A 14088-nucleotide genomic window follows, 5' to 3' on the forward strand; every position below is an offset into this window, starting at 1 on the left:
CTTGACACCAGACAGGGTCGTCGGAAAAAATAATTACGGCCCTGTTTTTTTCAAACTTATCCAATGCCTTTTCATAATAATCAAACCCGAGATTGGTATGATTTTTGGGGTTAATCAGATAGTCTCCCCTGCGGATATGCAGCGCAATAGGCCGTTCATAGTGTGCAATGAAATTTGTGCACGCCGCCAGGATGTCATTTTTGAAAGTAAAATCTTGACGTATTTCATTTTCGATATTTTTAAAATATTTTTCCGTTTGAAAATAACCTAGCAAACAGACATCGTCCTCGCAATGATTGAAAAGATTTTCATCAAAATTATGCCCGGACTCTCTAATTATCGGCCTATTTGGATCTATATATTTAATATTCGCTTGCCGCACACAGGACATTTCAAACGCGTTAAATAGCTCTATTTTAATATTATTGCCCAGCGCATCGGTAGAAACTTCGTTATGATAGGGTATGCAAAATTGATAGCCATTGTTGCGTGCAATCCCTCTAAGAGACGCATATTGGAACATTTGGTTTCCCAATTGCCCCATTTTCCCGAGGAAATTAAATCCAATCACAATTTACACTCTAATTCTCATTAAAGAAATTCAGCCTGAATATCAAGCCCATTTTGCTTCAGCATATTGGCCCGCATCATTTTTAATTGTTCGCTTGGGGCCCGCCAGCGCCTATAAACGTATAAATAGTCTAATACGGCTTCAAAATTATTTGCCGCCGTTGTAGTACCTCGGCGGTTGCCTTGATTAACATAATCCTTGTAAATTATGGCGCCTATCGCGTGTGCCGGTTTAAATTCCGCCGCTTGGTAAACGGACAGCAAAAAGTCCCAATCTTCCAGAGACTTCATATGCACATCTTGTCTTTTCCCGGCTAAGGCTATTGCGGGAAAAATACAGGCTTGAGTAAATATATAATTTTTTATCCATATCTGTTCGAAAGGTGTTTTCGTTAACTCTAGCAGCTCCGGTTTCTCGGACGTGAGAACGCCCTTTAACCTATCTTCCCTTGCAATAATTACATCGCCAAAAGTTACACTTTTAGTATTGTTTAAAGCCGTATTAAGAAAATCGTCATACCCCACACCCGGAATTTCATCATCATCATCGATGATCAAAACAAATTGACCTCTGGCAAGATCAATTCCAACATTCCTACTGAATGCGGGCCCAGGATTATTTTTTCGCATATGAAATTGATCGTTCTCCCCAATGAAATTGGAAGCAACTTGTACGATTTGTTCATTAGTAGTGTCGGAAACGACGATTAATTCAAAATCAATTTTTATATGCTCTTTTATTGACCTGAGACACCGCATGAGCTCTATGGGTCTATCATGCGTCGGAACAATCACGCTTAGGGTAGGGGTCTTATGTCTCATTAATATCCTTCATCAATAATTTTCTAATTTAACGCCATTACTGCCTGCGATAATAATTCGACTCTCACTGCCGTTATCCCTCGATTGGATGTTTGGCATTGTAAAACCACCGCACCGTCTCAGCCTACCGGACCGGTTTGACCGGTTCAGTTTATTCTCCGGGAGAAAATGTCGATTTAATTCAGTTTAATTCAGCCACGAGTTGCTTGAATTGCTGCTCCAGATTGCGCACGAAACGCGGCGTATCGAACAACACGCCATCGGTTTTAACCTTTTGCAGGTGAGCCTTTAACCGGGAACAGCGGTCCGGCGTTTGGGCCAGTTCAACTGCCTTGTTTTCGTAACTGAGCAAATCATAGGTAATCAATTCCGGCAACTCTGCGGCCGTCAGCAAGGCGCCGGCCATGCGCGAGGCAAAGGAGCGGCCGGTGAGCGTCAGCACCGGCAAGCCCATCCACAAGGCGTCGTTGGCGGTGGTGCCGGCATTGAACGGAAAGGAATCGAGAAACAGGTCGGCAACGGCGTAGCGGGCCAGATAATCCTCGGGAGCCACGCGGGACGCGAAAATCAGCCGGTGGGGGTCGATGCCGAAATTTTTAGCGTGATTCTTTAAGTTAATCTCCGACCAGGGGTTGTCGGCCAGCAGCCACAGTACGCTATCGGGCACCCTACGCAAGATGTTCATCCAGGCCTCGAACAGTTCGGGCGTATATTTGTAATTGTTATTGAACGAGCAGAACACGAAGGCTTCCGCCGGCAGCTTGCAGCTTTCCCGGCTCGGAGCTGGGTTAATTTTCCGTTGCCGATCGCTGACTTGATAGACGTCCGGCATATACAGCGGCTTTTCGGAGTAATAGCAGGCGTATTCCTCGGGAATCAGAAAACGGTCGGCGATCACGTAATCGATCGAAGGCAAACCGGTCGTGGCCGGCAATCCCAGGTAGGTGATTTGAATCGGCGCCGGGCGGTAAGCGAGCAAATTGGCGCGCGCGCCCAGCGTCTGTCCGTGCAAATCGACCAGAATGTCGATTTCATGTTCGCGGATCAACCGGGCCGCCGCTTCATCGGTTAACGAATCGATGCGCTCGAAATGGTCCATGGCATCGATGATGCGCTGCCGTAGCGGGGAATGCCCCTGCTGAGTCCAACAGTAGCCGTACACTTCGAATTGCTCTCTATCGTGCAATTCGAACAATTCCGCGGTCAGCATGGCCACCGGGTGCAAGCAAAAATCCGAGGAACAGTAGGCAATCCGTATTTTGTCGTGCCCGTAGCTTGCGGTCGGCGCCAGGCGGGGCAAGTTTTTGCTCAGTTTGTGCTCGACATAGTGGCGGGCGGCCGCCAATTGCGCTTCCGGATCGTCCGACAGACTGAGCATGGCCAGCGCGGAGGTCGATTGGCGCACCAGTTCCATACCGACGCCGTTGATGTGTGCGTATACCGGCCATGCGCATTGTTTTTCCCGCAGATAAACCCAGTGATGGATAACGTCGGGCTGCCGGGCTTCAAGGGCTAGGCTTCTGGTCAAATAATCCAGCGCGGAACCGTATAGCTTGCTGTTTTCCAGCACCCGGCCCAGGTTGTTGAGGGCAAGCAGCAATAACGGCCGGTGTTCCGGAGAATTGGGCGTCACATGGTCGTCGATCCAGCGCCATTCGTTAACGGCGGCGTCTATATTGCCTTCCCGCTCATGAATCAGACCCAGATTGAAGTGAGGTTGTACGAATGCGGGCGCCAGCTTGACGGCTTGCAGGTAAGCCTCTTTAGCGCCCGCCAGATCGGCTTGATTAAATAATACGGTGCCCAGGTTGAATAGCGCGATATGGTTATAAGGCGTTTGATTGCGTTGCAGCCAGGTTTGGTAAAGCACGGCCGCCAGTGGCGCCAGTCCGTTTTTTTCTAATTTTTCCGCTTCTTCCAGCAACCGGTTAAATTCGAGCTTGCCTTGCCAAGCACCGAGTACCGAAGTTGCAAATTGATTTTCAATCCCCGGCATTTGTACTCCATTTATCAATTTTCAATTACCCAAATAAAAACGTAGCGGCCGACAAGCTGCCGGCCGCTACGTTTAGTGATAAAGAATAGTCGTTAATTGAAAATATTAAAGCGCCGCAAGTTGGTCCGTGGTCATGGCAGCCAATTGCGTCTGGCCGAATGCGGCTGTCTGATCCGTCGTTAAGGCATCCAGTTGCTCGGTGGTCAACACACTGATTTGATCGGTAGTCAAGGAACGTACTTGGCTGGTGGTCAATGCGGTAATGTTGTTGGTGGTTAAGCCGTTTAATACCTGATCGGTGGTCAAGGCGCTGACTTGACGTGTTGTCAAGGCCGCCAAATCGGCGGTTTCCATGTTGGCGATTTGATCGGTACTCAGCGCCGTCAATTGAGCGGTTGTCAGAGCGACGACTTGGTCGGTGGTCAAGGCTTGGACTTGGTCCGTGGTCAGGCCGCTTTGCAACTGGTCCGTGGTCAAGGCATTGATTTGCGTGCTGGTCAACGCTTGCAGATCTGCGTTTTCCATATTTTGGATTTGCGCAAACTTCAATGCCGCAATTTGCGATGTACTCAAAGTCCTGACTTGACCGGTCGTCAGCGCGATCACTTGGTCGGTATTCAGCGCCTGGATTTGATCCGTGTTCAGTTCTCTGATTTGCGTATCGTCCAGCGCCTGGATCTGATCGGTGGTGAGACCTTGGTCTATTTGATCGGTGGTCAAGGCGCCGATTTGCGTGCTGGTCAAGGCGCGCAGGTCGTCGGTTTCCAGGGCCGCGATTTGGGCGAACTGCAGCGCCGCGATCTGGCCGCTGGTCAAAGCCTTGGCTTGTGCCGTGGTCAACGCCACAATCTCGTCGGTGTTGAATGTGTTGAGCTGGTCGGTGGACAGAGCGGCCAGTTGCTGCGTTGTCAACCCGGATGTTTGATCCGAGGTCAGCGCATCGATCTGGTCCGTCGACATCGCCACCAGCCCCGCCGAATCCAAGGCTTGCAGTTGACCCACGGACAGCGTGACCACTTGATCGGTAGACAAAGCCTGAATTTGATCGGTGGTCAGCGCCCCGAATTGCACCGTGGTTAACGCGGCCAAATGATCGGTGGACAGCGCGGCAACGTTATCGGTACTCAAGGCCTTGATCTGTGCGGTTGTCAAGGCAGTGAGATTGTCCGTTCCCAATACGCTGATTTGATCGGCCGAGAGTATTGCTACTTGATCGGTGGTCAAGGCCTGAGTTTGGGCCGTGGTCAGCGCGGGTATGTCGTCGAACGCAAGCGTTTTGATCTGATCCGTGGTCAAGGCTGCCACTTGTCGGGTTGTCAGGGCGGCCAACTGGTCGGTGCTTAAGGCATCGACTTGGTCGGTCGATAGCGCAACCAAACTGGCGGTGCTGAGCGCTTGCACCTGATCCGTGGTGAGTCCCGCGAATTTATTGGGCGACAAGGCCCGGATTTGGTCGGTATCCAGCGTATTGATTTGGCTGGCGGATAGCGATTTCAGCTGTTCCGCGGTCAGTTCGGCCACATTATCGGTAGTCAGCGCCGCGACTTGCGAGGTTGTCAATGCGGTAATGTTATCGGTTGAAAGCGCGCTGATTTGGTCGGCGGTCAGCGCGGCTATCTGGCCGGTGGTTAATGCCGCCGCTTGCGCGCTGGTTAGAGCGGCAATATCCTCGAACGAAAGCGCCTTAACTTGATCGGTTCCCAAGGCCACCAGCTGTTGCGTGGTCAATGCCGCCGTTTGATCGGAGGTCAAAGAGGCGATCTGATCGGTTGTCATGGCGGACAAATCGGCCTCTTCCAGCACTTTGATTTGATCGGTCGTCAGCGCGGCAACCTTATCCGGTGCCAAGGCTTGGGCTTGATCGGTGGTCAGCGCCCTGATCTGGCTGGTCGTCAATGCCTGGGCTTGGGCGGACGATAAGCCGGCAATATTATCCGTGCTGAGCGCGGCAACTTGGGCGGTCGATAAGGCGACAACCTGGTCCGTGGTGAGTGCCGCCGTTTGCCGGGTTGTCAAGATGGCAATATCGCCGGTTTCCATCGCTTCGACCTGGCCGGTAGTGAGCGCGGCAACATTGTCGGCGGTCAAGGCTTGAAGCTGATCGCTGGACAACGCTCTAATTTGCGTTGTGGTTAAGGCTCGGGCCTGATCGGATGACAGCGCCGAAATGTTGTCGGCACTGATTGCCGCGATTTGCGCGGTGGTCAGCGCGGCAAGGTCGGCTGTTTCCAGCGCCACGATTTGGCTGGTGGTCAGGTTGGCGACTTGATCGGTGCTCAACGCTTTGGCTTGCGAAGTCGTCAGCGCCACAATATCTTCGGAGTCGAACGCCTGAATCTGGTCCGTGCTCAAGCCCGCCAGTTGCTGCGTGGTCAATACAGCGGTTTGATCGGACGTCAACGCGGCGATTTGCTCGGTCAGCATACTGGCGATATCGGCCTCTTCCAAAGCCTTGATTTGTGTGGTGGTTAAAGCCGCCACGTTATCGGCCGACAGCGCCTGAATCTGATCGGTGCTCAGCGCCTTAATTTGCGAAGTTGTCAGCGCGCGCGCTTGGTCGGTCGTCAACGCCGAAATATTATCGGTGCTGATTGCCGCGATTTGCGCCGTGGACAGCGCGACAAGGTCGGCGGTTTCCAGCGCCACGATTTGGCTTGAGGTCAGGTTGGCGACTTGATCGGTACTCAGCGATTTGGCTTGCGAAGTCGTCAGCGCCACAATATCGTCGGAATCGAACGCATTGATCTGATCGGTGTTCAATGCGCTTAATTGTTGCGCCGTTAATACCCCCGTTTGGTCGGAAGTCAACGCCGCGATTTGCGCGGTCGACATGCTGGCAATATCGGTAGCCTCCAGGGCTTTGACTTGAGCCGTGGTCAAGGCAGAGACATTATCCGCCGATAGCGATTGGATCTGGTCGGTCGTCAGCGCTTTGATTTGCGAGGTGGTCAACGCCCGCGCTTGGTCGGTCGATAAGGCGGCGACATTGTCGGTGCCGAGCGCAACGATTTGCGCGGTTGCCAGCGCCGCCAATTCGGTGGTTTGCAGCGCGGCAATTTGGCCGGTGGTCAATGCGGCAATCTGATCCGTCGACAACGCTCTGGCTTGCGAAGTGCTTAATGCGGCGACATCTTCGGAATCGAACGCCCGGATTTGGTCCGTGTTCAATGACGCTATTTGCTGGGTCGTCAGGGCCGAAGTTTGGTCCGAAGTCAAGGCATCGATCTGCGCGGTTGACATCGCGGTCAAATCGGCGGTTTCCAACACTACGATTTGCGCGGTCGACAAGGCGGCGATATTTTCGGCGGAGATAGCTTGAGTTTGGTCCGTCGTTAAGGCTTTAATTTGCGAAGTCGTCAAGGCCCTGGCTTGGTCGGTCGACAGCACGCCTATATTGTCGGTACTCAGCGCCGCAATTTGTTGGGTCGAAAGTGCGGCCAGATCATCGGTTTGCAACGCGGCAATCTGGTCCGCCGTCAAGGCATTCACTTGATCGGTGGTGAGTGCCCTGGCTTGCGCCGTACTCAACGCGGCAATATCGTCGGAATCGAACACCCTGATCTGATCCGTGCTCAGCGCAGCCAGTTGCTTGGTAGTCAGCGCGGCGGTTTGGTCCGAACTAAGCGCTTCGATTTGATCGGCCGACATGGCAACCAGGGAGTCGGTTTGCAGCGCTTTGATTTGCGAGGCGGAAAATTTTGAAATGTTGTCGGCGGACAAGGCCTGAATCTGATTGCTGGTTAAGGCTTTAATCTGTTCGGTGGTCAAGGCCTTGGCCTGGTCCGAGGATAAGGCCGCAATATTGTCCGTATTGATGGCAACGATTTGGCTGGTTTTTAATGCCGCCAAATCTTCGGTTTGCAAGGCCGAAAATTGATCTACCGACAGCGCATCGATTTGATCTATGGTTAACGCTTTTGCCTGCGCGCTGGTCAATGCGGAAATATCGTCCAAGTCAAACGCACGAATTTGGTCGGTGCCTAGGGAAGCCAGCTGCTGGGTCGTCAACGCCGCGGTTTGGTCCGAACTCAAGGCCTCGATTTGGGCGGTAGATAATGCAGCCAGCTCGGCGGCTTGCACGACTTTAATTTGGGCCGTGCTGAGCGCGGAAATATTGTCGGGCGTTAAAGCCAGCATTTGGTCGCTGGTCAAGGCCTTGGTTTGCGCCGTCGTCAATGCCTGTACTTGGCTTGAGGCCAGGCCGGCAATCTTGTCGGTGCTCAACGATGCGACTTGCGCGGTTGTCAACGCTCTGACTTGGCTGGTCGACAAGGCGGCGATACTTTCCACCTCAAATACATTCAATTGGCTGGTCGAGAGCGCGGCCAAATCCTGGTTTTCAAAAGCGGCCACTTGGGTGGTCGACAGCGCAGCCAGTTGATCGGTGGTCAAGACCTTGGCCTGCGCGGTAGTAATGGCGGCAATTTGGTCGGTCGACAAGCCCTGGACTTGGTTGCTGCTCAACAACTTGAACTGGGCCGTCGTCAAGGCGGCGATTTGATCGGTTGAAAAGTTGGAGACGCTTTCGTCGGTCAGCGCGGCAATTTGCGCCGTGCTTAACCGGGCGATATCTTGCGTCTCCAAGGCACCGATCTGGTCGCTGGACATGGCATTGATTTGGTCCGCGGTCAGGACTTTGGTTTGCGCCGTGGTTAACGCGACGATGTCATCCGTGCCGAGGGCGCTGATTTGATCGGCTTGCAACGCAGCGATTTGCTTGGTTGACAAGGCTTTAACCTGGTCGGAGTTCAACGCACCGATCTGATCCGTACTCATCGCGGCCACATCGATATCGTCCAGCGCTTTTATCTGTTGAATCGAAAGGCTGGCGACATTATCCGTGCTCAGGGCCTGGATTTGGTTGCTGTCAAGTGCCCTGATTTGCGTGGTGGTCAAGGCGGCAACCTGATCGGAAGAAAAAGCGGCGATACTTTGCGTGCCCAGTGCCTGAATTTGTAAGGTGGATAGCGTGGAAAGATCCGCCGGATCTATGGCGGCGACTTGATCGGTCGACAATGCCGCAATGTCGTCGACTTCCAGCGCCTTAATTTGCGCGGCCGACAGCGCCTTTATATTATCGCTGGTAAATGCTTGAACCTGATCAGCCGACATAGCCTTGATTTGGGCCGTTTTCAAGGCCTGCGCCTGGTCCGAGGTCAGCGATTGGATATTATAAGTTTGTATCGCTTCGATCTGGCCGGAACTCAGCACGACCAAGTCCTGCGTTTCAATGGCTTGAACTTGATCGGTCGATAACGCTTGCAGTTGTTCGGCTGTTATGGCCTTGAAATCCGCCGTGGTGAGGTCTCTGATTTGCTGTGTTGTCAACGCGGCCACTTGCGCCGTGCTCAGCCCTGTAATTGTTGTCATAACCCAATCCCCTTAAACTTAAATTCTTAATTTGTCGCCCCGGAATGAAGACTGATCAAACCCGAACGCCGAATCGACCCATTCTCGCTATCCGTTTCACAAGCTCTCATTTACCCAACTATTGAAAGCAACATTCATAGATTCAATAGTTTCATGGAGAGCAGCATCGAAACAGGTATCGGCAGCTTCATGCAAGTCTTTAGCAAAACTTTCCTAAAAACATTGATCTTGCAATAGAAACCTCCTCATCCCCGTTCGCCAAACCCGGCCCAACCCGCGCGCATTAACCTTTTGGGCGCCGAATAAATACCCGGAGCCCATTCAGATTGTTTTGCAGCGTTTTACCCTTGCGCTTCTAATGTCTGAATTCATTCCGCGGGCTAAATCCGCTCCGGCCGTTCATGGCATGGGCAGATACAATGTCCGTTTATTCGCGGCTGACCGCTAATGCCGCAACCCGGCGCTCAATTTCCGCCATCATGTTTTGGTAAGCATCGCCCGTCAAGCCGCCATAGCGGCGCTTAAATTCCGCTTCGGGCATGAATTCCGGCAAATCGGCGGTCTCCGGCATGATGTCCGGCTCGGCCGCAACAGCCAAAAGTTTCTGTAATGCCCTGGCGGCTTGTTCGCTGGCAACGGCCCGGTTCCCCATTTGCGTGCCGGCACGATCGGCAGCCAGATCGCTGAACGAAAAACCGCTGCCTCCGCGCGAGTCTTGAATCTCTTTATATAAACCGACCGCATTCGCCAGGGGCGAGCCGGCATCCGCCGCCAACAATGCCGACACCAAATAATGCTTGGTAAAATCGTCGCGGTTTTGCAGTACAACCCTGCGCCAAACGGGCCGGGGCCAATGTTTGCTTGCCGGTATCAGTTGCCCCAAATCCTTTTGGGTGACATAAAACGCCAACACCCGAATCGCCGCGCGATTTTCCCGGACGGGGTCGGCTTGCTCGCCGCGTTGCGCGGCCGATTGAAATAAGGCATTCAGCAGCGTGGTTAGGCCGATAGTATATCGGCCGGTGCGGGTTAACTCGGCCAGGCGCGTTTGATAAAACAACAGTTGCCCGCGCTCGTCATCGGATAGCAATGCGCTACCCAATTGGGCCTGCAAATCGCCTCGCCATGTGTAGGTTACAACCATTCTCCGCGTGGAGAAGCGGACTTTTTTTACCATGTCGACCAGCTGTCGCCAATCGGCGGCCACGGGTATCATGCTCAAGCCCGACTTGAGCATGCCGTTGACGATGAAGCCAGGCAAGACCAACCGGCCCACCGTCAAAGCGCCGATTTCCGGCAGCGAATCGGTTTCCGCCAACTCAATTTGCACATTCAGAAAACCGCCTAACCTAGGCCACGGTAACGGCAAAGTCGCTTGAATGCGCGCTTTGCCTTGCTCGAACATCAACCTTGAGGCGCCCCTGGCATAGTGATTTGCCGCATAATTCAAGGCCGAATCCAGCTCTTCCTGGCCTAACACCGCCTGTGCAACGCTGCCGACCCGCAAGCGGCGCGGATCGTTGCGTTCCAACAGCCGTTTGACTTTAGCAATCTGACTGGGACTCAGGTTTGCCCGCGGCTTGAGTTGCGGCGTATCTTCTATTGCCAACAAACCGGCTATCATTAACAGCGCCAGCAACAGACAACCCAACCAGAGTATACGGTCTGGAATCGATTTCATCCCGGCGGCGGCGACTGCTTCATGCACATAGGCTGGGGGGGTTAACAAGGTGGAATTTAAATTAAAGAACGACTCAACGGCCTCGTTAGAATTTCATGGCAGACCCAGCCGAAGGTCATGCGGCCGTTATCGACACGGCCGGCGATTTTTCCGGAAAGATTAACCGCCCGCGAACGCTTTCGCGCCGGCCGCCTGAAAAGGTTCGCCGCGCCTCGGCGGCTCTGTTTCTCTGTTAAAGCGTCCAGGTCCTGAACGTTCCGGTATCCAAATGGATAAAATTGGATTCCGGATAATAGCCCACCCCGCCACGGTGCATGGCAATAGCCGCGCTATGGATACGGCGCAGGTCGAAACGCTCGATGCGAATATCCACCGCCCGGCCGTGTATATGGAAGCTGTTGTTGGCTACCCCGGCATGCTCGGCATGCAGTCTGGCATTGGTCATCGGCGAACGATAGCCGCAGATCACCCCAAACGGTTGGCTTAATCCCAACATTTGCTTCAAATCGTGTAACTGGTCCAATAACCCCGGATCTATATCATGCACATCGCCGGTACGGTAGTCGCGTAATAAAAAGCTGATCTCGGCCAAGGCATCGCTCAAATAACGGCCTTTTTCAAAATAAGTCAGACTCAGCTTATCGCCGGTATGCGGATTTTGAAATGCCAGGGAACGGTGGTTCGGAAACCGGCCGTGACCGGCCAAGGACAGCGATTCCCGCGCGGGCTGGATGAGCGTTTCCCGCTGACCGGGCCGAATGAGCGAATGCACTCTGCCGCTATGATCCTGAGCATCGGCGGCGTTTGATACGACATGTACCGGCTGTTTTTTGCCAGTGTAAACATCGCGCACCCGGCCGTTGCGCTGATCGGCATGCGCAGTCTGTAAATGTTTTTGTTTGGCGGACCGGCTGGCTTGAGCGGATTTTACGGCATGCGCGCGGTGTCCGGCATTAAGCTTGCCCGTGGTCTTGCCCGCCGAAAATTTACTGGTTTTCCCCGCCGCTTTAGCCGTTTTGAGCGCGCTTTTCTTGGGAATGCGCACAGCGCTTCTTGCTTGCGCCTGCTTGCTTTTTTCAGGTTTTGAAGCATGAACCACACCGGGCATCCCTATAGATAAAACAGCGCCAACCGCTAAACGACCGAAAAAGCTGCGCCGTGACAGCTCCACTTCGCTAGGCTCTTCACTATTATTTTCTACATTATGTCTCAGCATCCGCAATCTCCCAATTCGACGTTTTCCGGAAAGTAATTGATTCCGAAAGCTTAAATCTAAAAAGACAGTTCCGATTATAGCACTCCATGAGATTTCTATTTAACGGCTTTTGCCCGAATTAAGACTAGGCGATGCCGGCCGGCCGGCGAAACCCGCATCCCGTCTTTATCCGGTCCGGATTGCAAAATACGGAGCACGGTAATGTATGGCACGCGCTGGCGAGCGGAAAGGACCATAACAAGTCGCGGCGCAGTTGACAATCAATCGTTTGATTGATAGCATTTAAATCAATCGATTGAATTATTTTTGCATAGCATTTCGCCGGGGCAACATGACCACTACCGAACATTCCGAAACAGAAACTCCCGACGCACGCAGTCGTCTGGTGATGGCGGCATTGCGGCTGTTTGCCGAAAAGGGCTATAAGGCCGCCTCTACCCGGGAAATCTGCGAGGCGGCTGGCGCCAATATTTCGGCCATTCGCTACTACTTCGGCGATAAGGCCGGCCTATATCGCGCCGCATTCTTCGAACCGATGGGCGACACGCCTTGCGGTTCCAATGTCGCGGCCTATGCCGACTTAGCCTTACCCGATGTGTTGACCCGGTTTTTCAGCGAATTCCTCGAACCGCTTAAAAAAGGCGAAGAACTCGGACTGGTGATGAAACTGCACTTCCGGGAGATGATCGAGCCGACCGGCGCCTGGCAACAGGAAATCGACGCGGAAATCAAACCGCAACAGGAAGCCTTGGTTTCTCTACTCAAGGAACATTCGGGATTGAGCCGCATCGACGAGGACTTGCATAGGCTGGCTTTCGCGATGATAGGCATGGCGGTGTATTTTTATGTCGGACAAGAAGTGGTCTCGGTCATCTCCCCGCAAATTTTGGCCGCCCCAAAAGCCATCGATGTGTTGGCCGAACGTCTGGCCGGCTATGCCCTGGCCATGATAGAAAGCGAAGCCGCGCGGCGTGCTCGGGATGGCGGCCATGAGCAGTAAAGCCCTACCGCCGCTCGGCTTGAGTCTTATCCCTTTAATGCTTTCGGCCTGCGGATCCGGCGGCTTATTGACTACGGTCGGCCCGGACTATCGGGCCAACCCGCTGCCGGCGCCGGCAAACTGGCACGCGCCGCAAGCCGATGCGGCCAAGCGGCAACAGGCCCATCAAGGCGACCCCGCCGAGCTGATGCGCTGGTGGGACCGCTTTCAGGACCCGGCTCTGACTCGCCTTTTAAGCGCCGCCGAACAGGTAAGCACGTCGGTCGCCGATGCCAGAGCGCGTATCGAAGAAGCTAGGGCAAATCTCGTGGGCGCCGATGCTGCCTTACTGCCTAAATTGGACTCCGAGCTCGCCTCCAAACGCTCCTCGTCCTCGTTTGGCGGCACGCCGTTCATCTGGAACCAATTCTCGGCCGGACTGCAATCCAGCTGGGAAATAGATTTATTCGGGGGCTTGGCCCGGCAGCAGGAAGCGGCCGAAAGTCAGCTGTCATCGCGCACCGCCTCCTGGCACGATGCCAGGGTCGCGGTAGCGGCGGAAGTCGCCGATGCCTACCTGGCTTATCGCTATTGCGAAGCGCAAGTGCATTTATTGCGTACCGACAGCGATTCGCGCCTCGAATCGGCGCGAATGACAGTTGCCGCCGGCCAAAGCGGCTTCCGCTCGCCGGGGGATGTGGCCTTGGCCACTGCCAGCGCCGCCGAAGGCAACAGAACCTTGCTGCAACAACAAGCCCAATGCGAACGATCCATCAAAAGCTTGGTGGCGATGACCGGCCTCGCGGAAACCGACTTACGGTCGTTACTGAACGGCTCGGCGGATCAGGCGGCGAAACTGCCTACCCCGCCGGCGTTCGAAATCGCCTCGCTGCCGGCTAAGGTGTTATTGCAACGGCCCGACGTAGCCGCCGCCGAACGCGACCTCGCCGAGGCCAGCGCTAATATCGGCGTGCAACGGGCCAAGCAATTTCCGAAATTGAGCCTGTCGGGCAATATCACCCCGACGCTGCAAAACATCAACGGCGCGGCGCTGATGCTGGCGCAGACCTGGGCGATAGGGCCGACGCTGAGCTTGCCGTTGTTCGACGCCGGCAAGCGCGCGGCCGATGTGGAAGTCGCCAAAGTGCAATACCAAGCGGCGGAAAGCCGTTTCCGCGGCAAGGTGCGTACGGCGGTCAAGGAAGTCGAAGACGCCCTGGTTCGTTTGGACAGCACCTGCCAGCGCTTGCCGCAAGGCCGCGACGCGGTCAGCGGCTACCGGGCAAACTTTCAGGCACTGCAAACCCTCTACCAAAGCGGTCTAGGCAATTTACTCGACGTGGAAACGGCCCGCCGCAACGTGCTTGCCGCCGAACTGGCACTCAAGGAACTGGAGCAGGAACAGGTCGACGCCTGGATCGCGCTTTATCGCGCGGCCGGCGGCGGCTGGGCGG

8 protein-coding genes are annotated in these 14088 nt (G+C 54.3%); 2 read left to right on the forward strand and 6 right to left on the reverse strand.

Annotated elements, in window-relative coordinates; genetic code table 11:
• The 6 genes from NP596_RS15660 to mepK all read right to left on the reverse strand — a co-directional run.
• Positions 1-571, reverse strand: a 571-nt coding sequence (locus NP596_RS15660; RefSeq protein ID WP_256616325.1) for an alpha-1,2-fucosyltransferase, incomplete at its 3' end; no start/stop codon positions are given.
• A gap of 20 nt (positions 572-591) precedes the next feature.
• A complete protein-coding gene (locus NP596_RS15665; protein WP_256616326.1) occupies positions 592-1392 on the reverse strand; it encodes a glycosyltransferase family 2 protein in 801 nt (266 codons plus the stop codon).
• A 181-nt stretch (positions 1393-1573) separates the two neighbouring features.
• On the reverse strand, positions 1574-3388 hold the full coding sequence (locus NP596_RS15670; RefSeq protein ID WP_256616327.1) for an O-linked N-acetylglucosamine transferase, SPINDLY family protein: 1815 nt from the start codon (positions 3386-3388) through the stop codon (positions 1574-1576).
• Positions 3389-3493: 105 nt separating this feature from the next.
• The gene (locus tag NP596_RS15675; protein ID WP_256616328.1) at positions 3494-8758 is read right to left on the reverse strand and encodes a hypothetical protein; all 5265 of its coding nucleotides are present in this window, start codon (positions 8756-8758) and stop codon (positions 3494-3496) included.
• A 427-nt stretch (positions 8759-9185) separates the two neighbouring features.
• On the reverse strand, positions 9186-10439 hold the full coding sequence (locus NP596_RS15680; RefSeq protein WP_256616329.1) for a YfiM family lipoprotein: 1254 nt from the start codon (positions 10437-10439) through the stop codon (positions 9186-9188).
• A 232-nt stretch (positions 10440-10671) separates the two neighbouring features.
• Positions 10672-11484 (reverse strand): peptidoglycan L,D-endopeptidase MepK, encoded by an 813-nt coding sequence (gene mepK, locus NP596_RS15685; RefSeq protein WP_256616330.1) that lies wholly within the window; start codon positions 11482-11484, stop codon positions 10672-10674.
• A gap of 502 nt (positions 11485-11986) precedes the next feature.
• On the opposite strand from mepK, the gene NP596_RS15690 reads away from it, so the two are divergent.
• Entirely contained in the window at positions 11987-12655 is a 669-nt protein-coding gene (locus tag NP596_RS15690) for a CerR family C-terminal domain-containing protein (RefSeq protein ID WP_256616331.1), read from the forward strand.
• Positions 12645-14088 (forward strand): efflux transporter outer membrane subunit (locus NP596_RS15695; RefSeq protein WP_256616332.1); only part of this gene is annotated, 1444 nt, incomplete at its 3' end. The genes NP596_RS15690 and NP596_RS15695, both read left to right, overlap by 11 nt.

Origin of the sequence: Methylomonas rivi, from assembly GCF_024505165.1 — a bacterium.
GTDB classification, from domain to species: Bacteria; Pseudomonadota; Gammaproteobacteria; order Methylococcales; family Methylomonadaceae; genus Methylomonas; species Methylomonas rivi.